Genomic DNA, 24623 nt, shown 5'->3' with positions numbered 1-24623 from the left:
GGATCAGGTCAGCAATCTCATGAGCGAGACAAAGCCCTATCGTCCGAATGTCGGGATCGCTTTGTTCAATACCGAAGGCCAGGTCTTCCTCGGCCGTCGCTTCCGCGACGACGGACCGGAGATCATTCTGCCGGGGCTGGAATGGCAGATGCCGCAGGGAGGCGTCGACGCAGGCGAGGATCTGCGGGACGCCGCACGCCGGGAACTCTGGGAAGAGACAGGCATCCGCGACGCCGATTTCCTCGGCGAGAGCGACTGGCTGACATATGAATTTCCGCCCTTCGAGGACCCCTCGCACCGGCTCGCCAGATTCCGCGGCCAGCGCCAGAAATGGTTCGCCATGCGCTTCACCGGCGACGAGGCGGACATCGATCCGCTGACGCTGCGCAATGGGCAGGCGGCCGAGTTCGACGCTTGGCGCTGGGAACGTTTGGCCCTTGTGCCGGACCTCGTCATACCGTTCCGCCGCGAAGTCTATCGCCAAGTGGCCTGGCAGTTCGCGCGCTTTGCCGAACAGGTGATCTGATCGGACACCTCAACAAAATGGCCGGGACGAAGCCCGGCCTTTTTGTCGTTCGATGCTGGTTTGCGAGTTCTCGGGCGCGCCGCCGACTTAATGAAGGGCGGTGGTATTGAGCTGGTACTGGATGGTCTTGAAGTGATCCAGCCGCTCAATGGCGCGGTCGAGCTCGTTGCCTTCCTTCTCGGCGAGCTTGGCCTCCATGTCGGAGATCTGGCCGGCGAATGCGGCACGGTCGAGCTCGGCCAGCGAGGTGGCCACATCGGCAAGCACCGTCAGCCCCTTGTCGGAAACCTCAGCAAGTCCGCCCAGCACGATGATCTTCTGATGCGTGCTGCCGGTCGTCACCGTCAAGATGCCGGGCCGCAACGCCGCGACGAACGGCGCATGTCCGGCCAGGACGCCGAAGTCACCTTCCAGCCCGGGGATATCGACCTGATCGACTTCGCCAGCGAAGGCGATCTTTTCCGGCGAGACGAGATCGAAATGAAAGGTTGCCATTTGACACCTGCGAATAGCGAATAGCGAATGGCGAGTAGTGAAGAGGATGCAGCGAATAGTCTGTTCTATTCGCTACTCCCTATTCGCTATTCGCTTAGGCGGCTTCCGCCGCCAGCTTCTTGCCCTTCTCGACAGCCTCTTCAATGGTGCCGACCATGTAGAAGGCAGCCTCCGGCAGGTGGTCATACTTGCCTTCGCACAAGCCGCGGAAGCCCTTGATGGTGTCCGCGAGCTCGACGAACTTGCCGGGCGAGCCGGTGAAGATCTCGGCGACGTGGAACGGCTGCGAAAGGAAGCGCTCGATCTTGCGGGCGCGCGCCACCGTGAGCTTGTCCTCTTCCGACAACTCGTCCATGCCGAGAATGGCGATGATGTCCTGCAGCGACTTGTAGCGCTGCAGGATCTGCTGGACCATGCGCGCAGTGGTGTAGTGCTCCTCACCGACGACCAGCGGCGACAGCATGCGCGAGGTCGAGTCGAGCGGGTCCACCGCCGGGTAGATGCCCTTTTCCGAGATTGCACGGTTCAGCACGGTGGTAGCGTCCAAGTGAGCGAACGAGGTCGCCGGCGCCGGGTCGGTCAAGTCGTCGGCCGGCACGTAGATCGCCTGCACCGAGGTGATCGAGCCCTTGGTGGTGGTGGTGATGCGCTCCTGCAGCGCGCCCATGTCGGTGGCCAGCGTCGGCTGATAGCCCACCGCCGACGGAATGCGGCCGAGCAGCGCCGACACTTCCGAGCCCGCCTGGGTGAAGCGGAAGATGTTGTCCACGAAGAAAAGCACGTCCTGACCCTGATCGCGGAAATATTCGGCGACGGTCAGGCCGGTGAGGCCGACGCGGGCGCGCGCGCCTGGCGGCTCGTTCATCTGGCCGTACACCAGCGCGCACTTCGATCCCTCGCCGCCGCCCTGCTTGTTGACGCCGGATTCGATGAACTCGTGATAGAGATCGTTGCCCTCACGGGTACGCTCGCCGACGCCGGCGAACACCGAGTAGCCGCCATGGGCCTTGGCGACGTTGTTGATCAGCTCTTGAATCAGCACCGTCTTGCCGACGCCGGCGCCACCGAACAGGCCGATCTTGCCGCCCTTGGCATAAGGCGCGAGCAGATCGACGACCTTGATGCCGGTGACGAGAATCTCGGCTTCGGTCGACTGCTCGGTATAGGCAGGAGCCGGCTGATGGATGGCGCGCTTGCCGACCGCCTTGACCGGACCGGCTTCGTCGACGGGATCACCCACCACGTTCATGATGCGACCGAGCGTGCCCTCGCCGACCGGTACCGAGATCGGCTCACCGGTATCGGTGACTTCCTGGCCCCGCACCAGACCTTCGGTGGTATCCATCGCGATGGTGCGCACGGTGTTCTCACCGAGATGCTGCGCGACCTCGAGCACGAGGCGGTTGCCGCCGTTCTTGGTTTCGAGCGAATTCAGGATCGCCGGAAGTTCACCTTCGAACTGAACGTCGACGACGGCGCCGATGACCTGGGTAATGCGACCGATCTGGTTGGCTGCGGTAGCCATCTCATCTCTCTCCTTACGATCCGAATTCTCGACCTCGGCCGGCTCGACCGGGGATATTGACCTTGATTGCCTCGAATGAGTGCTGCGTGACCGCTGTTACACGGCCTCGGCACCCGAAATAATTTCAATCAGTTCCTTGGTGATCATCGCCTGGCGGGTCCGGTTGTAAACCAGGGTCTGCTTGCGGATCATGTCGCCGGCATTGCGCGTGGCATTGTCCATCGCGGTCATCTGCGCACCGTAGAACGAGGCGTTGTTCTCGAGCAGCGCGCGGAAGATCTGGACGCCGACATTGCGCGGCAGGAGACCTGCGAGGATCTCATCCTCCTCCGGCTCGTATTCGTAGAGCGCGACCGGCGCGGCATTGGCCGGCCGCTCTTCGACGACCAGCGGGATGATCTGCTGGGCGGTCGGGAGCTGCGCGATCACCGATTTGAAGCGCGAATAGAACAGCGTGCAAACATCGAACTCGCCGGCCTCGAAACGTGCAATCACCTTCTTGGCGATGTCCTCGGCGTGGACGAAGCCAAGCTGGCGCACGGCGCGTAGGTCGACATGCTCGACGATCTGCTTCTCGAACAGGCGGCGGAGCTGCTCATAACCCTTGCGGCCGACGCAGAAGAACTTGACCTCCTTGCCCTGGTTCATCAAGGCGAGGGCCCGATCGCGCGCCAGACGCACGATCGAGGAGTTGAAGGCGCCGGACAGGCCGCGCTCACCGGTACAGACCAGGAGCAGATGGACATGGTCGCGGCCGGTGCCTGAAAGCAGTTTCGGCGCAGTGGCCGAACCTGCCGCGGCACTCGCAATGTTCGAGATCACCGCGTCCATCTTCTCGGCATAGGGACGTGCCGCTTCGGCCGCCGTCTGCGCGCGGCGCAGCTTGGAGGCTGCGACCATCTGCATTGCCTTGGTGATCTTCTGCGTCGCCTTGGTCGAGGCGATGCGGACCCGCATATCTTTCAGTGACGCCATTGCTCGTCTAGCTCACCCCGGCGGCCGGTCCCCTGGGACTTGACCGCTCAACCCTTAAGATGATTCACGCCCGGCCTCGTGCCGGGCATGACATGTCCCGTTGTCCCACATCGACGACGTGGATGGCTGGGCGAACCCAGCCAGCCATAGCCTGCTCAATCAGGCGAAGGACTTGGCGTAAGCCTCGACCACGGCCTTCAACTTGGAGGCGCTGTCGTCCGACAGGTCGCGGCTGTCGCGGATGGCGTTGAGCAGGTCGGCATGCTTGCCGCGCAGCGTCGACAGCAGCCCCTCCTCGAAGGCACCGACCTTGTTGAGCGGCAGACCGTCGAGATAGCCGTTGGTGCCGGCCCAGATCACGCAGACCTGCTCTTCCATCTTCAGCGGCGAGAACTGCGGCTGCTTCAAGAGTTCGGTCAGGCGCGAACCGCGGTTGAGCAGGCGCTGAGTGGCGGCGTCGAGATCGGAGCCAAACTGCGCGAACGCCGCCATTTCTCGGTACTGCGCCAGCTCACCCTTGATCTTGCCGGCGACCTTCTTCATCGCCTTGGTCTGCGCCGACGAACCGACGCGCGACACCGACAGACCGACGTTCACCGCGGGACGGATGCCCTGGAAGAACAGGTCGGTCTCCAGGAAGATCTGGCCGTCGGTGATCGAGATCACGTTGGTCGGGATGTAGGCCGACACGTCGTTGGCCTGGGTTTCGATCACCGGCAGCGCGGTCAGCGATCCCGCCCCCTGCGCGTCGTTCAGCTTGGCGGCCCGCTCGAGCAGGCGCGAATGCAGATAGAACACGTCGCCCGGATAGGCTTCGCGGCCCGGCGGACGGCGCAGCAAGAGCGACATCTGGCGATAGGCGACGGCCTGCTTGGAAAGATCGTCATAGATGATGACCGCGTGCATGCCGTTGTCGCGGAAGTACTCGCCCATGGTGCAGCCGGTGAACGGCGCGAGATACTGCATCGGCGCCGGGTCGGATGCGGTCGCGGCGACCACGATCGAATATTCCAGAGCGCCCTGCTCCTCCAGCACCTTCACGAACTGAGCAACCGTCGAACGCTTCTGACCGACCGCCACGTAGACGCAGTACAGCTTGATCTTCTCGTCGTTCTGCGCGTTCAGGGGCTTCTGGTTCAGGATGGTGTCGAGCGCGATCGCGGTCTTGCCGGTCTGGCGGTCGCCGATGATCAGCTCGCGCTGGCCGCGGCCGATCGGGATCAGCGCGTCGATCGCCTTGAGACCGGTGGCCATCGGCTCGTGCACCGACTTGCGCGGAATGATGCCGGGCGCCTTGACGTCGACGCGCTTGCGTTCGGTCGCCTGGATCGGCCCCTTGCCGTCGATCGGATTGCCGAGCGCGTCGACGACGCGGCCGAGCAGGCCCTTGCCGACCGGCGTGTCGACGATGGCGCGGGTGCGCTTGACCGTCTGGCCTTCCTTGATCTCGCGGTCGGCACCGAAGATGACGACGCCGACATTGTCGGTTTCGAGGTTCAGCGCCATGCCGCGGGTGCCGTTCTCGAACTCGACCATCTCGCCGGCCTGGACGTTGTCGAGGCCGTAGACGCGGGCGATACCGTCACCGACGGAGAGCACCTGGCCGACTTCGGAGACCTCGGCTTCCTGTCCGAAATTCTTGATCTGGTCCTTCAGGATCGCGGAAATTTCCGCGGCGCGGATGTCCATCAGCCTGCCTCTTTCATCGCGTGCTTAATCGAATTGAGTTTGGTGCGGAGCGAGCTGTCGATCATGCGGCTGCCGAGCTTGACGACGAGACCGCCGATGATCGCAGGATCGACCTTCACATTGAGAGCGACGTCCTTGCCGGTCACCGTCTTCAGGGCGGCCTTCAGAGCGTCGAGATTCTTGTCGGACAGAGGCTCGGCCACCGTGACATCGGCACTGGCCTCGCCCTTGAACTTGGCCACCAGCGCGCTGAAGGCGCGGATCACGTCAGCCACCGCAAACAGGCGGCGATTGGCGGTCAGCACTTTCAGGAAGTTGGCGGCGATGCCGGAGATGCCGGCCTTGTCGAGAACGGCCGTCAGCGCCTTGAGCTGCACGTCCGCGGCGAAGACCGGGCTGCGGACGAGCCGCTTGAGATCGGCGCTCTCGGTCACCAGCGCGTCGAATTTGTCGAGATCGGCCTTGACCGCATCGATCGACTTCTTATCGCGGGCCAACTCAAACAGGGCGGTCGCATAACGACCGGACACACCTGATACGGACGGATCTTCAGCAGCCACAGACGTGCTCTTTTTATTATGTCAAATCCGCAAGGAGGAAACCGGCGCCGCGCCGCGGCGCAAACCGATCAAGCCCTTGGAATTCAAGCCGGACTTTGATTTTCGATCGCCGCAAAAGCAGCTTGATCACGAAAAGCGGCGCTTTGCTAACATAGCGTAAGCGCAGCCGCAACAAGACCAGCCCCCCAATCGGCGCCTTATCGCCGCAGCGCGGCCAGCCTGCATCAGCGGACAGCACCGGGCGCCGGCCGCCCGTCAGACCATGTTACCGTAACTTCCCAACTCGCCGCCGCGATGTTCCACGCGCTGGGCGCATAGGGGTTATGACCAAAGTCCCTTGACCGGCCATTTTCGACCCGTGGGCGCCCTGCGCGCGTTACAGGCGCAATATTTGGCGAAAACTTACCCGAAACGATAAAGACTTTCTTTGACAGTATTATAAAGTATTTTAGCCGTTAATTTCCAGTTAACGTACAAGATTACGGAATTTTCCTGGATCAATGTACGCCGCCACAGAATATTTCCGCGGCGTGGGAACGAAATCTACTGCCCCATTCGTGCCGCATTGCGCCACCAAACGGCGATCGCTCAAAACTGACGGGGGTCAACTGACCACAGAACGTGGCAATACTACCCTAAAGGAACCGTTGTAGATGCTGAAACTGAAGAAGCTGCCGGTCGCCAAGATTGCCGGCTCGCGAACTGCGCTCGCCGTCGCCGTCACCCTGATCGTCGGCGGCACCGCCACCGAGGCGTCGGCCCGGACCAGGCATCACCATCATCGCCACCATCACCACCACATGGCCCGCCCCAGCGGCGAGGCGGCGTCGGAGTCGTTCGCGAACGGCTGGTCGAATGGATCTTGGGTGAACGCCAACGCCTCGATCGGATCGAACTCGGGCTCCGGCCGGACCTTCTCGGGCATGGCCTCCTACTACGGCAGCGAATCCGGCAGCCGCACCGCCTCGGGCCAGCGCATGAACTCCAATGCCATGACCTGCGCGCATCGCTCGCTGCCGTTCGGCACCAAGCTGCGCGTCACCCATGGCGGTCAGAGCGTGATCGTCACCGTCAACGATCGCGGCCCGTTCATCCGTGGCCGGGTGCTCGACCTCTCGACCGGCGCGGCCCGCGCCATCGGCCTGACCCGCGCAGGCGTCGGCCGCGTCACCGCCGAAGTCGTTTCGTAAGACGCAGGCCGCTTCTCCCTCAGCACCGCCGTCTGCTCCATGCGCCAGATGTGCATGACGGTCGAAGGCTGCAGGTTGAGGTCGATACCGCCGCCCGTTCGCACCGTCATTGCGAGGGGCGAAGCCCCGAAGCAATCCAGGCCTTCCACTCTGGACCATCCTGGATTGCTTCAGGCTTCGGCGGACAAGTCGCTCCGCTGGCTATGAGCGGCGGAGGGGGCGCAACAAGCAACGTGCTACAAGAAGCTCTGCGGGTCGACGTCCACTTCGAGCTTCAGGTTGCCTTTCGGCTTCGGCGCATGCGCCAGCCAATGGCGCAGATAATCCGATAGATCGAAATTGCGCGCCGATTTCAGCAGCAGCCGGAAACGATAGCGGCCCTTGATGACGGCGAGCGGTGCCTCGGCCGGCCCCAATAAGGTTACCCCCTCTTCGCGCGGCGCCGTCGTGGCCAGCTGACGCGCAAAGCCCTCAGCGGTGGGCCGGTCGCCGGCCGAAATGATCAGACTCGCCAGCCGGCCGAACGGCGGATAGCCGGTGCGCTCACGCGCCTCGATCTCGCTCGCATAGAACGCCTCGCGATCGCAGGCGACCAGCGCCTTCATCACCGGATGCTCCGGCTGATGCGTCTGCAGATAGCCGACGCCGCGGCCTTGGTCGCGGCCGGCGCGCCCGATTACCTGGTTGAGGAGTTGCCAAGTGCGCTCTGCCGCGCGCGGATCGCCGTTGCTCAAACCCAAATCGGCATCGACCACGCCAACCAGATTGAGGCGGGGGAAATGATGGCCTTTTGCCACGAGCTGGGTGCCGATAATGATGTCGACGCGGCCCTCCGCAATCTCCGTCAGTTCGGCGCGCATGGTCTCGATCGAGGTGATGAGGTCGCTCGACAGCACCATGCTGCGCGCCTCCGGAAACAGCGCCGCCGCCTCCTCCTGCAGGCGCTCGACGCCGGGACCGACGGCAACCAGCGACTGCTCCGCCGCGCAATGCGGGCAGGTGGGCGGACGCGGCATCGAGAAGCCGCAATGATGGCAGACCAGGCGCTGACGAAATCTGTGATCGACCAGCCAAGCGTCGCAGATGGTGCAGGCGAAGCGATGGCCGCAGGCGCGGCACAAAGTCAGCGGCGCATAGCCGCGGCGGTTGAGAAACAGCAGCGCCTGCTCGCGCCGTTCGATCGCGTTGCGGATCTCGCCGGCGAGCCGCGGCGAGACGAAGCGGCCACGCGGCGGCGGCTCGCGCCGCAGATCGATGGCTTCGATATGCGGCATGTGCTGGCCGCCGAAACGCGAGGGCAGCGCCACGCGCTGATAGCGTCCCTTGCGCGCATTGACCTCGGTCTCGACTGAGGGTGTGGCCGAAGCCAGGACGACCGGAATCTTGGCGATGTGCCCACGCACCACGGCCATATCGCGGGCATGATAATGCGCGCCTTCGTCCTGCTTGTAGGCCTGGTCATGCTCCTCATCGACGACGATGAGCCCGAGATCGGCATAGGGCAGAAACAGCGCCGAGCGCGCGCCGACCACGACCGGTGCTTCGCCGGCCGCGATCGCGGCCCAATTGCGCTGGCGCGTCCGCGGCGTCAGCTCGGAATGCCATTCCAGCGGCCGCACCCCGAAGCGGCGCGCGAAGCGATCGAGGAACTGGCCGGTTAACGCGATCTCCGGCATCAGGATCAGCGACTGCTTGCCCCGGCGGATCGTCTCAGCCACGGCTTCGAAATACACTTCCGTTTTGCCCGAGCCGGTGACGCCGTCGAGCAGCGCGACATGGAAGGTGCCGTTGGCGGCGAGCGCGCGCATCGCATCGACAGCCGCGCGCTGCTCGCGGAAGAACTCCGGTTGCGCAAAACCAGGATCGGGCGGCGGCGGTGGCAAGGCGCGCGGCATGGCTTCGACGGTGAGCGTGCCTTCGTCGACGAGACCGTCGATGACGCCGGTCGACACGCCTGCCTCGCGTGCGAGATCGGACTTGCCGTGCAGGAGGCGATCGGACACCGCCTCGATCACGCGGCGTCGCGCCGGCGTCAGCCGCTTCGGCGCCTCGCCGACCAGACGCACCCCAAGCCGGATGCGTTCAGGTCCCAGATGCTCGCCCATGCGCAGCGACATCCGCAGCACCATGCCGCGCGGCGACAGCGTGTAATTCGCAACCCAGTCGACCAGTGCCCGCAGCTCCTCCTTGAGCGGGGGCACCTCGAGCTTCTCGGAGACATCCTTCAGGCGGTTGTGCAGGCGCGGATCGGGATTGGCGTTGTCCGCCCAGACCACGGCCAGCACCTCGCGCGGCCCGAGCGGCACGCCGACCACGTCGCCCGGCTTCAACTCCAGGCCGCGCGGCACACGATAGGAATAGGTGTGGTCGAGCGCGACCGGCACCAGGACGTCGACCACGCGGGTCGACGCGGCAGCGCCTGGATGAGGATTCGTCGCGCGGTCCATGAACGGAATCGGTTCCTGTGGCCATCGAGGCTAGCGCGGCCGCGAGCGGTTAGCGAATGGTAAACGAAGGCAATGCGATATAGTCAGATCACCAGCGCTGTCCAGAACGCCATGGCCAAGGCAGAGAACAAGCCAGAGAAAGCGATCACGACGCCCGAACCGCCAGAGCTCGTCTGTGCCGACGCCAGCCTGTCGCAGGCGATGATGCATTGGCTCGCACATCTGCGCAGCGAGCGGCGGCTGTCGCCGAAGACGGTCGAGGCCTATGCGCGGGACCTCAGGCAATGCCTACAGTTCCTGTGCGAGCACTGGGGTGAGCGAGTCACGCTGGCACGCTTCGCCGCGCTGGAAGCCACCGATATCCGCGCCTTCATGGCGATGCGCCGCGCCAACGACATCGCCGGGCGCTCGCTGATGCGCGCGCTCGCGGGGCTGCGGTCATTTGGCCGCTTCCTGGAGCGGGAAGGCAAGGGCAAGGTCGGGGCGTTCTCGGCGATCCGGGCGCCGAAGATCGCCAAGAGCCTGCCAAAGCCGCTGCCGATGGATGCGGCCAAGCGCGTGACCGATGCCGATGAACGCGCCGGCGAGACGCGCGAGACCTGGGTGCTGGTGCGAGATGCCGCCGTGATGGCGCTGCTCTATGGGTCGGGGCTGCGCATCTCGGAAGCGCTCGGCCTGAAGCGTCGCGAGGTGCCGCGTCCCGGTGAAGGCGACGTGCTGGTGGTGACCGGGAAGGGCAACAAGACCCGCATGGTGCCGGTGCTGCAGAACGTGCTGCAGCTGATCGATGAATATGCCTCGCTCTGTCCCTACCCGCTACCGGCGGAGGGCCCGATCTTCGTCGGCGCCAAGGGGGGCCCGTTGAGCCCGCGCATCATCCAGCTGGCGATGGAGCGGCTGCGCGGCGCGCTGGGCCTGCCCGATAGCGCCACGCCACATGCGCTGCGCCATTCCTTCGCGACGCACCTGCTCTCGCGCGGCGGCGATTTGCGCGCCATCCAGGAGCTGCTCGGCCACGCATCTCTGTCGACGACGCAAATCTATACCGGCATCGACTCTGAACGACTGCTCGAGGTCTACGCCTCGGCGCATCCGCGGCGGTGAGTTCGTCGCCGACACGTTTCCGTCATATCGTTTCGCTTGCGCTGCCCTCGCCGTTCCGGCATTCGTCCTCTGACCATCCGGAGGGGGAACAGATGAGCGCACATGAAAGCATGGAGCATGCCGAACACGCCGAGCATGCATCGAGCGAGAACAAGAAGATCGCGCTGCTGATCTCAGTCATCGCGCTGTGCCTGGCACTATCGGAGACCCTGGGTAAGGGCGCACAGACCGAATCGATCAGCAAGAATGTCGAGGCCTCGAACCTCTGGGCGTTCTTCCAGGCCAAGACGATCCGCCGCACCGTGGTGCAGACCGCAGCCGAACAGGGCAAGCTCAACCTGCCGGCTTTGCCGGACGAGACGACCAAGGCGGCACTGCAGAAGCAGATCGACGACTGGCAGAAGAACGCCTCGCGCTATCGCTCCGAGCCCGACACCGGCGAGGGCAGCGAACAACTGGCCGAACGCGCCAAGCACGCCGAAGAGGAGCGCAACCTCGCTACCGACAAATACCATCACTACGAACTGGCATCAGCCGCCTTCCAGATCGCGATCGTGCTGGCCTCGGCCACCATCATCACCGGCATGCTGGCGCTGGCCTGGATCTCGGGCGGACTGATGCTGGTCGGGATTGGAATGACCGTGCTCGGGATCTTCGAGCCGCATCTGCTGCATTTGCATTGAAAGCCGCCGCGGCGGCAGGTCAGCGCGCCTGCTGCACGCTCTTGCGGAAGCGCATGATCAGCCGCAGTACGCGGGACGACCAGCCGTCGCGGTGTCCTCGGATGATCTCGACGATCCGCGCCTTGATCGGATTGACGAGCGCGGCCGCCTTGGCACGGAGCGCCAGGACCGCTTCATAGAGCCATTCGAACCAGGCCATCTGCAACAGCTTGTTGCGCGTCACGTCGAACACGAAAGCGGTGATGCCGACGCCCAGGAACTTCGCGAACAGGATCGTGAAGACGGCGCTGGTCCAGTGCTGGTGCATCAGGAGCCACATGCCGGCCAGCTTGAGCGGAAAGAGCGGAATGACCGGCACGATGAAGACGATCAAGCTCATCGCCGGCGACAGGCTATCGACTCGCTCTGCGAGCCATTGCTTGAGGGCGCGGAGCGGAATGAGAGCGACCACGCGCGCCACGATCGGCTCGAGGTGGTCCCACAGCCAAGCTTCGATCAGGAAGATGATCGCAAGCAGGACCCAGAACGGCTGAAGCAGGCGGCGCAGCATGAAACTCCATCTCAGCCCCGCAACAGGCAAGCGCAATACGGCCAAATGACGCAGCACTGCGCGTTACCTGCTGGCAGCATGATCGCGCGACTCATGGTCGTGCAATCATGCCTCAGGGCCTCGATCACATATGGATGGCACGCTTGCCGACCGCAAGCGCCGCCTCCTTGATGGCTTCCGACCGCGTCGGATGCGCGTGACAGGTGCGCGCCAGATCCTCCGCCGAGCCACCGAACTCCATCAATACGGCAGCTTCGTGGATCAATTCGCCGGCCTCACGGCCGATGATATGCACGCCGAGCACGCGATCGGTCTTCGCATCCGCCAGAATTTTGACGAACCCGTCGGTGGTCTGGTTGACCTTCGAGCGGCCATTCGCGGTGAACGGAAACTTTCCGACGGTATAAGCGACGCCGGCCTGCTTCAGCTCGTCCTCGGTCTTGCCGACGGCAGAGACTTCCGGCGTCGTGTACACCACGCCGGGAATCACGTCGTAGTTCACGTGTCCGGCCTGGCCCGCGAGAATCTCGGCGACCGCGACGCCTTCGTCTTCAGCCTTGTGCGCGAGCATGGGGCCGGCGACGACGTCGCCGATCGCATAGATGCCCGGCACATTGGTCGCGAAGTGATGATCGGTCTGCACCCGGCCGCGATTGTCGAGCGTGACGCCGGCTTCCTGCAGGCCCAGTCCTTCCGTGTAAGGAACGCGGCCGATCGCGATCAGCACGACGTCAGCTTCCAGCGTCTCGGCGCTGCCGCCGGCGGCCGGCTCGATGGTCGCGGCAAGCTTCGCACCCGCGGTGTTCACGCCCGTGACCTTGGCGCCGAGCTTGAACGCGAAGCCCTGCTTCTCGAGGATGCGCTGGAACTGTTTGGCGATCTCACCATCCATTCCCGGGAGAATACGGTCCAGGAATTCGACCACGGTGACTTGCGCGCCGAGGCGGCGCCACACCGAACCGAGCTCGAGGCCGATCACGCCGGCGCCGACCACGAGCAGGCTCGAAGGCACCTTCTCCAGCGACAGCGCGCCGGTCGATGAGACGATGCGCTTCTCGTCGATCTCGATCCCCTTCAGGCGCGCGACGTCGGAACCGGTCGCGATCACGATGTTCTTGGTCTCGACCGTCTGGCTGGCACCATCCTGGCCCGTCACCTGAACCTTGCCGGAGCCCAAGATCTTGCCCTTGCCGTGGAGCACGTCGATCTTGTTCTTCTTCATCAGGAACTCGACGCCCTTGACGTTGCCGTCGATGCCCTGCTGCTTGAAATTCATCATCGACGGCAGATCGAGCTTCGGCGCCGGGACGCTGACGCCCATCTTTGCAAAGGAATGCCCGGCCTCTTCGAACATCTCGGAGGCATGCAACAGCGCCTTCGAGGGCATGCAGCCGACGTTGAGACAGGTGCCGCCGAGCGTCGCGTTTTTCTCAACCACCGCCACCTTCATGCCGAGCTGCGCCGCGCGGATCGCGCAGACGTAACCTCCGGGTCCGGTGCCGATGACAATGAGATCGTAAGTGGCCATAATCGAATTTTCCGTGGGATTAGTTCGTGGGATGAGTTGGAGAGCGAGCGTCAGCGGCCGCCGGACACGTCGAGGATGGCTGAGGTGACGTAGGAGGCCTCGTCCGACACCAGCCAGACGATGGCGTTGGCGATTTCCTCGGCAGTGCCGACGCGCTTCATCGGCACCATCGGAGCAAGACGATGCGCACGATCCGGTTCGCCGCCGGATGCATGAATTTCGGTATCGATCAGGCCGGGACGAATGGCTGCGACGCGGATGCCCTCGCCCGCGACCTCATGACCGAGGCCGACCGTAAAAGAATCGATCGCGCCCTTGGAGGCGGCATAATCGACATAGGTATTAGGCGAGCCGAGCTTGGCGGCGACGGAAGACAGGTTGATGATCACACCGCCCTTGCCGCCATGGCGGGTCGACATCCGCTTCACCGCCTCGCGCGCGCAGAGGATGCTGCCGGTGACGTTGACCGCCATCAGCCGCTCGATGCGTTCGGCGCTCATCTCGTCGACGCGCGAGGTCGGGCCGACGATACCGGCATTGTTGATGAGCGCTCCCAGCGTACCGAACGCGTCCGCCGCCTTGAACAGAGCAAGGATGTCGCGCTCATGACCGACGTCGCATTTGACCGCGATGGCCTTGCCGCCCTTCGCCTCGATCGCCGCAACGACGCTTTTGGCCGCGGCCTCGTTGCTGGCATAGCCGATCACGACCTTGAAACCGCGTGCGGCGACCGCGAGTGCCGTGGCGCGGCCGATGCCGCGACTGCCGCCGGTGATGACTGCAACCCTGTCGCTCATGGTAGCCCCCGTTAAGCTATGAGGCGCGCTCTTGGCGCGCCTCATATGAACCGGACGATGAGGTCTCAGAGATCCAGCACCAGTCGTGCCGGATCCTCCAGGCTCTCCTTGACGCGCACCAGGAAGGTCACCGCCTCCTTGCCGTCGATCACCCGGTGATCGTAGGACAGCGCCAGATACATCATCGGCCGCACCTCGATCTTGCCGCCGACCACCATCGGCCGCTCCTGGATCTTGTGCATGCCGAGAATGCCCGACTGCGGCGCGTTCAGGATCGGCGTCGACATCAACGAGCCGTAGATGCCGCCATTGGTGATCGTGAAGGTGCCGCCCTGCATCTCGTCGATCTTGAGCTGGCCATCGCGGGCGCGGCGGCCGAAATCTGCGATCGACTTCTCGATGTCGGCGATCGACTTGCCGTCGCAATCGCGCACGACAGGCACCACCAAGCCCTTGTCGGTGCCGACGGCGACGCCGATGTGATAGTAGTTCTTGTAGATCAGGTCACTGCCGTCGATCTCGGCGTTGACCGCCGGGATGTCCTTGAGCGCCTGCACCACGGCCTTGGTGAAGAAGCCCATGAAGCCGAGCTTGGCGCCGTGCTTCTTCTCGAACACGTCCTTGTACTGCGCGCGCAGCGCCATCACGTGGCTCATGTCGACCTCATTGAAGGTCGTGAGCATCGCCGCGGTGTTCTGCACGTCCTTGAGGCGGCGCGCGATGGTCTGGCGCAGGCGCGTCATCTTCACGCGCTCTTCGCGCGCGGCATCGTCAGCCGGCGACGGCGCACGAACCTGGACGGCCGCGGCGGGCTGATTGACGGGGGTCGGTGCCGACGCCGCCCGCTCGATCGCCGCCAGCATATCGCCCTTGGTGACGCGACCATCCTTGCCGGAGCCCGGCACCGTGGTGGCATCGATGCCGCTCTCGGCGGAAAGCTTGCGCACCGACGGCGCCAGCGGCGCATCCGCCGGCGGAGCCTTGGCAGCCGGTGCAGTCGCTGTCGCAGCCGGCGGGGCCGCCGACGCGACCGGCTTGGCCGGGGCTGCGGCGGGCTTGGCGGCGACGGCGCCGTCATTGATCTGTCCGAGCAGTGCACCGACGGCGACCGTCTCGCCGTCCTTGGCCACGATCTCGCCGAGCGTTCCTGCCGTGGGCGAGGGCACCTCGATGGTGACCTTATCGGTCTCGAGCTCGACGAGCGGCTCGTCCACCGCCACGGCGTCTCCAGCCTTCTTGAACCAGCGGCCGATGGTAGCCTCGGTGACGGATTCACCGAGCGTCGGAACGCGAATTTCAGTCATGGTTTTGTCCTCAATAACCCCGTGCGGTCATAAACAAGAGTGTCATCGCTCGCGGGCGCGGGCGATCCAGTACGAACAGATGGTGCTACGCGTACTGAGTGGCCCGCCTGCGCGGGCCACGAGGAATGGATCAGTTGAGCGCGTCGTCAAGCAGCGCCTTGAGCTGGGCGAGATGCTTCGACATCAACCCGGTGGCGGTCGCAGCCGACGCAGCGCGACCGGCATAACGCGGACGCTTGCTCTTGCCACCGGCCTGGTTCAGCACCCACTCCAGATAGGGCTCGATGAAGTGCCAGGCACCCATGTTGCGCGGCTCTTCCTGACACCAGACGACTTCCGCGTTCTTGAAGCGCGACAGCTCGGCGACCAGCGCCTTCAGCGGCACCGGATAGAGCTGCTCGATGCGCATCAGGTAGACGTCGTCGAGACCACGCTTCTCGCGCTCCTCGTAGAGGTCGTAATAGACCTTGCCGGAGCACAGCACGATGCGGCGGATCCGATCGTCCGGGACCAGCTTGGTCTTCTCGTCCGGCTGCATCTGGGCGTCATCGTACAGGATGCGGTGGAACGTCGTGCCCTTGGCGAGTTCGTCGAGCCGCGACACAGCGCGCTTGTGGCGCAGCAGCGACTTCGGCGTCATCAGGATCAAGGGTTTGCGGATTTCGCGATGCAGCTGGCGACGCAGGACGTGGAAGTAGTTCGCCGGCGTGGTCGGATAGACCACCTGCATGTTGTCCTCGGCGCACATCTGCAGATAGCGCTCCAGACGCGCGGAGGAGTGCTCCGGTCCCTGGCCCTCATAGCCATGCGGCAGCATGCAGACCAAGCCCGACATGCGCAGCCACTTGCGCTCACCCGAAGAAATGAATTGGTCGAACACCACCTGGGCGCCGTTGGCGAAGTCGCCGAACTGCGCCTCCCAGCACGCGAGCGCATTCGGCTCGGCGAGCGAGTAGCCGTATTCGAAGCCCAGCACCGCTTCTTCGGACAGGAGCGAGTTGATGACCTCGAAATGCTCCTGTTCCGGCGCCAGATGGTTGAACGGGGTGTAGCGGCTCTCGTCTTCCTGGTCGATCAGAACGGAATGGCGCTGCGAGAAGGTGCCGCGCTCGCAATCCTGTCCCGAAAGGCGGACCTTGTGGCCTTCCAGGAGCAGCGTGCAGAACGCCAGCGCCTCGCCGGTCGCCCAGTCGAGCCCGACGCCGCTGTCGATCGCCTTGGCGCGATTCTCGAGGAAGCGTTGGATCGTGCGGTGGACGCGAAAACCGTCCGGCACCTTGGTGATCTTGCGGCCGATCTCCTTCAGCCTGTCCATTTCGACGCCGGTGACGCCGCGCCGGGCTTCTTCTTCCTGGTCCGCCGACTTCAGCCCGGCCCACTTGCCGTCGAGCCAGTCGGCCTTGTTCGGACGATAGCTGGCACCGGCCTCGAACTCGGCATCAAGCCGGGCGCGCCAATCGGCCTTGGCCTTCTCGATCTCGCCCTCGGTCATCACGCCTTCGGCGACGAGGCGCTTGGAGTAGATCTCCAGCGTGCTCGGATGGGCGCCGATCTTCTTGTACATCACCGGCTGGGTGAAAGCCGGCTCGTCGCCCTCGTTGTGACCATGCCTGCGATAGCAGAACATGTCGATCACGACGGGCTTGTGGAATTTCTGCCGGAACTCGGTTGCGACCTTGGCCGCGAACACCACAGCTTCCGGATCGTCGCCGTTCACGTGGAAGATCGGCGCATCGATCATCTTCGCCACATCCGACGGATAGGGCGACGAGCGCGAATAGCGCGGATAGGTGGTGAAGCCGATCTGGTTGTTGACGATGAAGTGCAGCGAGCCGCCGGTGCGGTAGCCCTTCAGGTCGGACAGCGCGAAGCACTCGGCGACCACACCCTGGCCGGCGAAGGCCGCGTCGCCATGCATCAGCAGCGGCAGGACGGAGATGCGCATGTCCGGCGGATCGCCGTGCTGATCCTGCTTGGCGCGGACCTTGCCGAGCACGACAGGATCGACGATCTCCAGATGCGACGGATTGGCGGTCAGCGACAGATGGATGCGGTTGCCGTCGAACTCGCGATCGGACGACGCGCCGAGGTGGTACTTGACGTCGCCGGAGCCTTCGACCGCGTCCGGATTGGCCGAGCCGCCCTTGAACTCGTGAAACAGCGCGCGGTGCGGCTTGCCCATCACCTGGGTCAGCACGTTGAGCCGGCCGCGATGCGGCATGCCGACCACGACCTCTTTGATGCCGAGATTGCCGCCGCGCTTGATGATCTGCTCCAGCGCCGGGATCAGCGCCTCGCCGCCGTCCAGACCGAAGCGCTTGGTGCCCGTGAACTTGACGTCGCAGAACTTTTCGAAGCCTTCGGCCTCGACCAGCTTCATCAGGATGGCGCGCCGGCCTTCGCGGGTGAAGGAAATCTCCTTGTCGGGACCCTCGATGCGCTCCTGGATCCAGGCCTTCTGCGCCGCATTGCTGATATGCATGAACTCGACGCCGAGCGTCTGGCAATAGGTGCGCTCGCAGATGGCGACGATCTCGCGCAGCGAGCCGTATTCAAGCCCGAGCACGTGATCGAGGAAGATCTTGCGGTCGAAGTCGGCTTCCGCAAAGCCATAAGAGCGTGGATCGAGCTCCTCGCGGTTGCGCGGTGCCTCGATACCGAGCGGGTCGAGCTTGGCGTGGAAATGGCCCCGCATGCGGTAGGCGCGGATCAGCATCAATGCCCGCACCGAGTCCCGGGTCGCCTGATTGATGTCCGCAGCCGAAAGTTCGACGCCCTTGGCCTGCGCCTTCGCTGCGACCTTGGTCCCGACCGCTTTTTCGACCTCCGCCCAGTTGCCATCGAGCGCCGAGGTCAAATCATCCCGCGGAGCAACCGGCCAGTTGGCGCGCTCCCAGGACGGACCCTCTGCATTCTTGATGACGTCGGTGGGGGTATCCTTCAGGCTTTTGAAAAACGCCTGCCAGTCGGCATCGACCGAGGCGGGGTCTTTCTCATAACGGGCATAGATTTCGTCGATGTAGGTGGCGTTGGTGCCCTGCAGAAAAGATGACAGAGCAAAAGCTGCGTTCGCATCTTGGCGAGACATGGTGTCGTCCTGGTGAATTTCGCTGCGCCAATCAAAAAGCGGCGCAAAGCCTGACCCGCTAGCGCGGATCAGGCTCGGTTAGGACCGTTTACCTTATTTATTGTAAATATTCGCGCCGAAAAGAACAAAGCACTGAATTAGGATTTCAATTTTTCGACAAGCGTTTTGCCGAGACGGGCGGGCGATGGCGACACGGTGATACCGGCCGCTTCCATCGCTGCGGTCTTCGAGCCGGCATCGCCCTTGCCGCCGGAGATGATCGCACCGGCATGGCCCATGCGGCGGCCGGGAGGGGCCGTGACGCCGGCGATGAAGCCGACCATCGGCTTCTTGCGGCCGCGCTTGGCTTCGTCCTTGATGAACTGCGCGGCGTCCTCTTCCGCCGAGCCGCCGATCTCGCCGATCATGATGATCGACTCCGTCTTGGGGTCCGCCAGGAACATTTCCAGCATGTCGATGAACTCGGTACCCTTGACCGGGTCGCCGCCGATGCCGACTGCCGTGGTCTGGCCGAGGCCTTCCTGGCTGGTCTGGAACACGGCTTCATAGGTCAGCGTACCCGAACGGGAGACGATGCCGACCGAGCCGGGGCGGAAGATGTTGGCCGGCATGATGCCGATCTTGCACTCGCCGGCGGTCATGACGCCCGGGCAGTTCGGCCCGATCAGCCGCGACTTCGAGCCCTGCAGCGAACGCTTGACCCGCACCATGTCGAGCACCGGGATGCCCTCGGTGATGCACACGATCAGCGGGATCTCTGCATCGATCGCCTCACAGATGGCGTCGGCTGCACCCGGCGGCGGAACGTAGATCACCGACGCGTCGGCGCCTGTCGCATCGCGCGCTTCGCGCACGGTGTCGAACACCGGCAGGCCCAGATGGGTCGAGCCGCCTTTGCCCGGCGAGGTGCCGCCGACCATCTTGGTGCCGTAGGCGACCGCGGCCTCCGAGTGGAATGTGCCGTTCTTGCCGGTGAAGCCTTGGCAGATGACCTTGGTGTTCTTGTCGATCAGGATGGACATGCGTGGACCTGCTTTTCGGTTGAACCTTGAATTGCTTGGGAACTTTGATGCTTAGGACTTCGATTTGTTGCCATCGCCGGCCGGACCGAACCGGGCCACGACCCATCGCATGCAAGGCCGCCGGATCAGCAGCCACGCTGTCATCAGGACGACGAAGGGGACCCAGCTCATCACGAGCATCCAGGACGACTGATCCATATCAGGCCCAATCTTCGGTCGAGATCGGCATCAGGCGCTCCGCCGATAGATGCCAGTCATCACGTCGGACCAGCCCTCGGCATCCGGCGAGAACTGGATCCTCGCGGTATAGCTGTCGTCGTCGATTACTTCGTAGACGTGACGCGCGTTGCCACGCAGCGAGCCGCGGACCAGCACCAGCGCGTTTCCGCTCCAGCTGCCTGACGCCGGCGACGGCGCGAAATAGCCGAGTGAATCGTGCCAGAACAGCTTGTAGAGCCGATCCTCGCGGTCATAGGTGAAGACCGCGTGGGTCGCGAAGCTTTCCGCGGCCCCGCGAGTCTGCCTGGTGTCTTGGATCAGATAGAAGCCGTTGAGGTCCATGCGGGCCGAGACCTGCGAGGTCGCCTCGCCGCCCTCGACCCACCGTGACGGGTAGACCGTCTCTTCGCCGCGCCACTCGCCGGCGAACACCGCAAGCCTGCGGTGCTCCTCCGTCGGCATTGGTGCGGCGAGACGGTCCGCCATCGGACTCAGGCTCCCTTCACCGCCTTGACGATCTTCTGCGCGGCGTCATCGAGATTGTCGGCCGGCAGCACATTCAGGCCGGACTCGCTGATGATCTTCTTGCCCAATTCGACATTGGTGCCTTCGAGCCGCACGACCAGCGGCACCTTGAGACCGACTTCCTTGACCGCAGCGACCACGCCCTCGGCAATGACGTCGCACTTCATGATGCCGCCAAAGATGTTGATCAGGATGCCCTTCACGTTGGGGTCCGCGGTGATGATCTTGAAGGCCGCGGTGACCTTCTCCTTGTTGGCGCCGCCGCCGACGTCGAGGAAGTTGGCCGGCTCCATGCCGTATAGCTTGATGATGTCCATCGTCGCCATGGCAAGGCCCGCGCCGTTGACCATGCAGCCGATGGTGCCGTCGAGCGCGACGTAGTTCAGATCGTACTTCGACGCCTCGATCTCCTTGGCGTCCTCCTCGGTCTCATCGCGCAGTTCGACGACGTCAGGATGCCGGAACAGCGAGTTGGAGTCGAACGAGACCTTGGCGTCGAGCACGCGCAGCTGGCCCTGCTTGGTGACGACCAGCGGATTGATCTCGAGCATCGCCATGTCCTTGGCGACGAAGGCGTTGTAGAGCTGGATCGTCAGCTTCTCGGCCTGTTTGGCGAGATCACCCGACAATTTCAGCGCCTTGGCCACGGCGCGGCCGTGATGCGGCATGACGCCGGTGGCCGGATCGACCGAGAAGGTGACGATCTTCTCGGGGCTTTCATGAGCGACGTCCTCGATGTTGACGCCACCTTCGGTGGACACGACGAAGGCGACCCGCGAGGTCTCGCGATCGACCAGGATCGAGAGGTAGAACTCCTTATCGATGTCGGAGCCTTCCTCGATGTAGAGGCGGTTGACCTGCTTGCCCTGCGGGCCGGTCTGCACGGTGACCAGGGTCGCGCCGAGCATCTGCTTGGCGAACGTATTCACCTCTTCGACCGACTTGGCGAGGCGGACGCCGCCCTTGTCACCGGCCGAGGCCTCCTTGAACTTGCCCTTGCCGCGCCCGCCGGCATGGATCTGGCTCTTCACCACCCAGATCGGACCACCCAGCGTCTTGGCTGCGGCATCCGAATCCTCCGGCCGCAACACCGGCACACCCTTCGAGATCGGCACACCGAATTGATGCAGCAGCGCCTTGGCCTGGTATTCGTGAATGTTCATACGAGCATGCTCCCCGACCCCGCCTGGGGTGAATTGCAACGTTCCAACTCTACGGTCTGGTATACCATATACCAAACGTCGGACAACCCCATGATTGCGGGCGGAGGAGACCGCCCGCAGTCACGCAAACTTGCCCAAGCTTACTTGCCCAACAGTTCAGGCGCGATCTTCCGGCAGGCGTCGACCAGACCTTGCACCGCAGCAACCGACTTGTCGAACGCCTCGCGATCCTTGCCGGCGAGTTCGATCTCGACGACGCGCTCGACACCCTTGGAGCCGATCACGACGGGAACGCCGACATACATGTCTTTCACGCCGAACTCGCCGTTGAGGTAGGCGGCGCAGGGCAGGACGCGCTTCTTGTCGCGCAGGTAGCTCTCAGCCATCGCGATCGCTGAGGCCGCCGGCGCGTAATAGGCCGAGCCGGTTTTCAGCAGGTTGACGATCTCGGCGCCGCCGTTGCGGGTGCGGTCGACGATCTCGTCGATACGGGCCTGCGAGGTCCACCCCATCTTGACGAGGTCGGGCAGCGGAATGCCGGCCACGGTCGAGTACTTGGTCAGCGGCACCATGGTATCGCCATGGCCGCCGAGCACGAAAGCCGTGACGTCCTCGACCGAGACGTTGAACTCGTCGGCCAGGAAATAGCGGAAGCGCGCGGAGTCGAGCACGCCCGCCATGCCGACCACCTTTTTGGCCGGCAGGCCGGAGGCCTTCTGCAGCGCCCAGACCATCGCGTCGAGCGGGTTGGTGATGCAGATGACGAAGGCGTCGGGCGCGTATTTCTTAATGCCGGCGCCGACCTGCTCCATCACCTTCAGATTGATCGAGAGCAGATCGTCGCGGCTCATACCGGGCTTGCGCGGCACGCCCGCGGTGACGATGCAGACCTTCGCGTTGTCCAACGCCTCATAGGAATTGGCGCCGCTGTAGTGGGCATCGAAGCCATCGACCGGCGAGGACTGAGCGATGTCGAGCGCCTTGCCCTGCGGCACGCCTTCCGCAATGTCGAACATAACGACGTCGCCAAGCTCTTTCAGGCCAATGAGGTGAGCCAGCGTTCCGCCGATCTGACCGGAGCCAATCAAAGCAATCTTGTCGCGCGCCATGAGAAATGTCCTTTGAACCCGAACGGGTGGAGGGAGGTGGAAAAGCCTGGGTGGCTGGTTATCCCTTTCGCCGAGGCCATTCAAGTCAGGCTAATGGCCAATTCGAGGGGCTGCCTTCATTTCGATCAGCCCCTGAAAAAGCCGGCAGGGATCGTCATTGGCCGCACCGGCATGGCGTTTTCACGGCCGTGTGTTCGATGGCAGGCTTTGCCCGCCCATTGCACTCCGACACCGCCGCTCTGTCAGGTTTCGACCAGGCCGGTCGACGTGCCGCTGGCGGTCGAGTCCTTTCGGCCGTGGGGCAAGGCGAGATAGGATTCCGAACCCATCTCGATCAGCCGCGACGCGGTGCGCTTGAACTCCATCGCCTCGATCCCCTCGTTCGCGAGATAGAGCGACACCGGGTTGGCTTCGGCGGAGGCGATCAGCTTCACGGCATTGTCGTAGAGCGCATCGATCAGCGTCACAAACCGCTTCGCAGCGTTACGCTCAGGGTAATCCATCACTGGAATATGGTCGACCAAGATGGTGTGATAGTCGTGCGCGAGCCGTAGATAGTCGGATGCGGCCAGCGGCTTCTCACACAATTCGGCGAAGGAAAAGCGGGCGACTCCCGGCGCCGAACACGGCACGTGAAGCGTGCGCCCCTTGATCGCAATGTCGCGCGGCCTGCACCTGGCATTGCCGGTCAGCTTCGCCCAAGCCTTGTCAAGCGCGGCCCGCGCATCGATATCGGCAGGCACCAGCCACATCTTGACGCCGGCTAGCTTCTCGAGCCGGAAGTCGGTGCGGGCATCGAGCCGTGCCACCTCCATATGGTCTTCGATCTGTTTGATGAACGGCAGGAAAAGCGCCCGGTTCAGCCCGCCTTTGTACAGATCCTCCGGCGCCACGTTCGACGTGGCGACGACGACCGTACCGAGCTCGAACAGCTTGGCGAACAATCGCCCGAGGATCATCGCGTCTGCGATGTCGGTGACATGGAATTCGTCAAAGCAAAGCAGCCATGCCTGGTCGAAGATGGCGTTTGCGGTCAGCCCGATCACGTCGGTATCGGCAAGCTCGCCGCGCGCAATGTTCTGCCGATAGCCATAGATGCGCTCATGCACGTCGGCCATGAATTCGTGGAAATGAGCGCGGCGCTTGTGCGTCACCGGACAGGTCTGAAAGAACAGGTCCATCAGCATGGTCTTGCCGCGACCGACTTCGCCGTGGACATAGAGGCCGCGCGGCGGCTCGCTCTTCTCGGAAAACAGCCGGCCCAAAAGGCCCTGCTTGCGCGCGGGCTTGTAGGTCGACAGCCGGCGCTCCAGCGCGGCCAAGGCATCGGCGACCTCCGACTGCGCGGGATCGGCCTCGATAGCGCCGGAATCGATGAGGGATTGGTACTGGGCGCGAAACGCGTCGGACGGAGTGGACAACATGAGCCCACTCTAGGTCATGAGGCTTGCTAAAATTGCAAGCCGTCATTTGGTCGTGGCCGCTATGCGGTCATCATCGCCGGCTTTGGTATACGGCAGGCAAAGAACCTGCCGTTTCCACCAGCAATCGGCGGCGGTTCGGCGAATTTACGCGCAGAGCTGGTAGGCATCCTCGACGACGTAGGGTCCGCCTCCGGTCGACGCGCGCGAAGAGAACAGCACGAAGCGCTCGGCCAGGAACACCCGGCTCGGGAAATAGCCGCGCACCGACAGGTAATCGGCAACGTCCTGGCTGGAAGCATCATGCAGCCGCGCCAGCGTCACATGCGGGACGAACTTGCGTCCCTCGGGATCGAGCCCGATCCGTTGCATCATGCGCTCGAGCTCGGCCTGCAATTCGATCAGCGGCCGGCTTGGCGCGATATTGGCGACCACCGCACGTGGCTTGCGGCCGCCGAAGCTGGAGAGCCCCTGCACCGTGACCTCGAAGGGCTTGCGGTTGACCCGCCACAGCAACGAAGCGATCTCATTGGCGGAGGCGCCGTCGATGTCGCCGATGAAACGCAGGGTCACGTGATAATTGTCGGGATCGACCCAGCGGGCGCCGGGAAGGCCACCCCGCAAACTGGAAAGTGTGCTGCCGATATCGGCCGGGATTTCCAGTCCAGTGAACAGACGCGGCATCGTTTGAGGACTCCCGATG

At 63.9% G+C, this 24623-nt stretch carries 21 protein-coding genes; 4 read left to right on the top strand and 17 right to left on the bottom strand.

The annotated features are described in order from the left end of the window. Window positions 1-19 precede the first annotated feature (19 nt). Window positions 20-526 (top strand): RNA pyrophosphohydrolase, encoded by a 507-nt coding sequence (locus QX071_RS04540; RefSeq protein ID WP_315702066.1) that lies wholly within the window; start codon window positions 20-22, stop codon window positions 524-526. Between the two features lie 87 nt (window positions 527-613). Here QX071_RS04540 and QX071_RS04535 read toward each other — a convergent pair whose 3' ends face one another. The 5 genes from QX071_RS04535 to QX071_RS04515 all read right to left on the bottom strand — a co-directional run bounded on the left by QX071_RS04535 (window position 614) and on the right by QX071_RS04515 (window position 5770). Next, complete coding sequence (locus QX071_RS04535) at window positions 614-1021, bottom strand: F0F1 ATP synthase subunit epsilon (protein ID WP_315702067.1); 408 nt, start codon at window positions 1019-1021, stop codon at window positions 614-616. Between the two features lie 94 nt (window positions 1022-1115). After that, complete coding sequence (atpD, locus tag QX071_RS04530) at window positions 1116-2546, bottom strand: F0F1 ATP synthase subunit beta (RefSeq protein ID WP_315702068.1); 1431 nt, start codon at window positions 2544-2546, stop codon at window positions 1116-1118. 96 nt (window positions 2547-2642) lie between these two features. Beyond that, a complete protein-coding gene (locus QX071_RS04525) occupies window positions 2643-3521 on the bottom strand; it encodes a F0F1 ATP synthase subunit gamma (protein WP_315702069.1) in 879 nt (292 codons plus the stop codon). A 159-nt stretch (window positions 3522-3680) separates the two neighbouring features. Continuing rightward, a complete protein-coding gene (gene atpA / locus QX071_RS04520; protein WP_315702070.1) occupies window positions 3681-5210 on the bottom strand; it encodes a F0F1 ATP synthase subunit alpha in 1530 nt (509 codons plus the stop codon). After that, complete coding sequence (locus QX071_RS04515) at window positions 5210-5770, bottom strand: F0F1 ATP synthase subunit delta (RefSeq protein ID WP_315728050.1); 561 nt, start codon at window positions 5768-5770, stop codon at window positions 5210-5212. The genes atpA and QX071_RS04515 overlap by 1 nt, the downstream gene beginning before the upstream one ends. Before the next feature lie 653 nt (window positions 5771-6423). Here QX071_RS04515 and QX071_RS04510 point away from each other — a divergent pair. Next, window positions 6424-6960 carry a septal ring lytic transglycosylase RlpA family protein gene (locus QX071_RS04510; RefSeq protein WP_315702072.1) on the top strand — a complete coding sequence of 179 codons (537 nt, stop codon included), beginning with the start codon at window positions 6424-6426 and terminating at the stop codon, window positions 6958-6960. 236 nt (window positions 6961-7196) lie between these two features. Here QX071_RS04510 and QX071_RS04505 read toward each other — a convergent pair whose 3' ends face one another. Continuing rightward, complete coding sequence (locus QX071_RS04505; RefSeq protein WP_315728052.1) at window positions 7197-9407, bottom strand: primosomal protein N'; 2211 nt, start codon at window positions 9405-9407, stop codon at window positions 7197-7199. A gap of 111 nt (window positions 9408-9518) precedes the next feature. On the opposite strand from QX071_RS04505, the gene QX071_RS04500 reads away from it, so the two are divergent. After that, window positions 9519-10511, top strand: a complete 993-nt coding sequence (locus QX071_RS04500; protein WP_315728053.1) for a tyrosine recombinase XerC — start codon at window positions 9519-9521, stop codon at window positions 10509-10511. A 92-nt stretch (window positions 10512-10603) separates the two neighbouring features. Continuing rightward, on the top strand, window positions 10604-11194 hold the full coding sequence (locus QX071_RS04495) for a DUF4337 domain-containing protein (RefSeq protein ID WP_315702075.1): 591 nt from the start codon (window positions 10604-10606) through the stop codon (window positions 11192-11194). A 19-nt stretch (window positions 11195-11213) separates the two neighbouring features. On the opposite strand, the gene QX071_RS04490 is transcribed toward QX071_RS04495, so the two are convergent. The 11 genes from QX071_RS04490 to thpR all read right to left on the bottom strand — a co-directional run bounded on the left by QX071_RS04490 (window position 11214) and on the right by thpR (window position 24604). Then, on the bottom strand, window positions 11214-11744 hold the full coding sequence (locus QX071_RS04490; protein WP_315728055.1) for a hypothetical protein: 531 nt from the start codon (window positions 11742-11744) through the stop codon (window positions 11214-11216). A gap of 124 nt (window positions 11745-11868) precedes the next feature. Beyond that, window positions 11869-13272, bottom strand: a complete 1404-nt coding sequence (gene lpdA / locus QX071_RS04485) for a dihydrolipoyl dehydrogenase (protein ID WP_315728057.1) — start codon at window positions 13270-13272, stop codon at window positions 11869-11871. 50 nt (window positions 13273-13322) lie between these two features. Continuing rightward, the gene (locus QX071_RS04480; RefSeq protein ID WP_315702078.1) at window positions 13323-14069 is read right to left on the bottom strand and encodes an SDR family oxidoreductase; all 747 of its coding nucleotides are present in this window, start codon (window positions 14067-14069) and stop codon (window positions 13323-13325) included. Window positions 14070-14134: 65 nt separating this feature from the next. After that, on the bottom strand, window positions 14135-15373 hold the full coding sequence (odhB, locus tag QX071_RS04475; protein WP_315702079.1) for a 2-oxoglutarate dehydrogenase complex dihydrolipoyllysine-residue succinyltransferase: 1239 nt from the start codon (window positions 15371-15373) through the stop codon (window positions 14135-14137). Between the two features lie 130 nt (window positions 15374-15503). Beyond that, a complete protein-coding gene (locus QX071_RS04470; protein ID WP_315728059.1) occupies window positions 15504-18461 on the bottom strand; it encodes a 2-oxoglutarate dehydrogenase E1 component in 2958 nt (985 codons plus the stop codon). 137 nt (window positions 18462-18598) lie between these two features. Then, a complete protein-coding gene (gene sucD, locus QX071_RS04465) occupies window positions 18599-19483 on the bottom strand; it encodes a succinate--CoA ligase subunit alpha (protein ID WP_315702081.1) in 885 nt (294 codons plus the stop codon). Window positions 19484-19711: 228 nt separating this feature from the next. Then, the gene (locus QX071_RS04460; RefSeq protein WP_315702082.1) at window positions 19712-20188 is read right to left on the bottom strand and encodes a DUF1579 family protein; all 477 of its coding nucleotides are present in this window, start codon (window positions 20186-20188) and stop codon (window positions 19712-19714) included. Between the two features lie 5 nt (window positions 20189-20193). Continuing rightward, the gene (gene sucC / locus QX071_RS04455; RefSeq protein WP_315702083.1) at window positions 20194-21390 is read right to left on the bottom strand and encodes an ADP-forming succinate--CoA ligase subunit beta; all 1197 of its coding nucleotides are present in this window, start codon (window positions 21388-21390) and stop codon (window positions 20194-20196) included. Between the two features lie 140 nt (window positions 21391-21530). Continuing rightward, on the bottom strand, window positions 21531-22499 hold the full coding sequence (gene mdh, locus QX071_RS04450) for a malate dehydrogenase (protein WP_315702084.1): 969 nt from the start codon (window positions 22497-22499) through the stop codon (window positions 21531-21533). Window positions 22500-22741: 242 nt separating this feature from the next. Beyond that, the gene (gene zapE / locus QX071_RS04445; protein WP_315702085.1) at window positions 22742-23923 is read right to left on the bottom strand and encodes a cell division protein ZapE; all 1182 of its coding nucleotides are present in this window, start codon (window positions 23921-23923) and stop codon (window positions 22742-22744) included. 144 nt (window positions 23924-24067) lie between these two features. Continuing rightward, the gene (gene thpR, locus QX071_RS04440) at window positions 24068-24604 is read right to left on the bottom strand and encodes an RNA 2',3'-cyclic phosphodiesterase (protein ID WP_315702086.1); all 537 of its coding nucleotides are present in this window, start codon (window positions 24602-24604) and stop codon (window positions 24068-24070) included. Window positions 24605-24623: the final 19 nt, after the last annotated feature.

This window comes from Bradyrhizobium sp. SZCCHNS1022 (assembly GCF_032484835.1).
In the GTDB taxonomy this organism is placed as follows: Bacteria; Pseudomonadota; Alphaproteobacteria; order Rhizobiales; family Xanthobacteraceae; genus Bradyrhizobium.
Note: the sequence above shows the minus strand (reverse complement) of the source record. Positions and strands in the feature narration are given on the sequence as shown.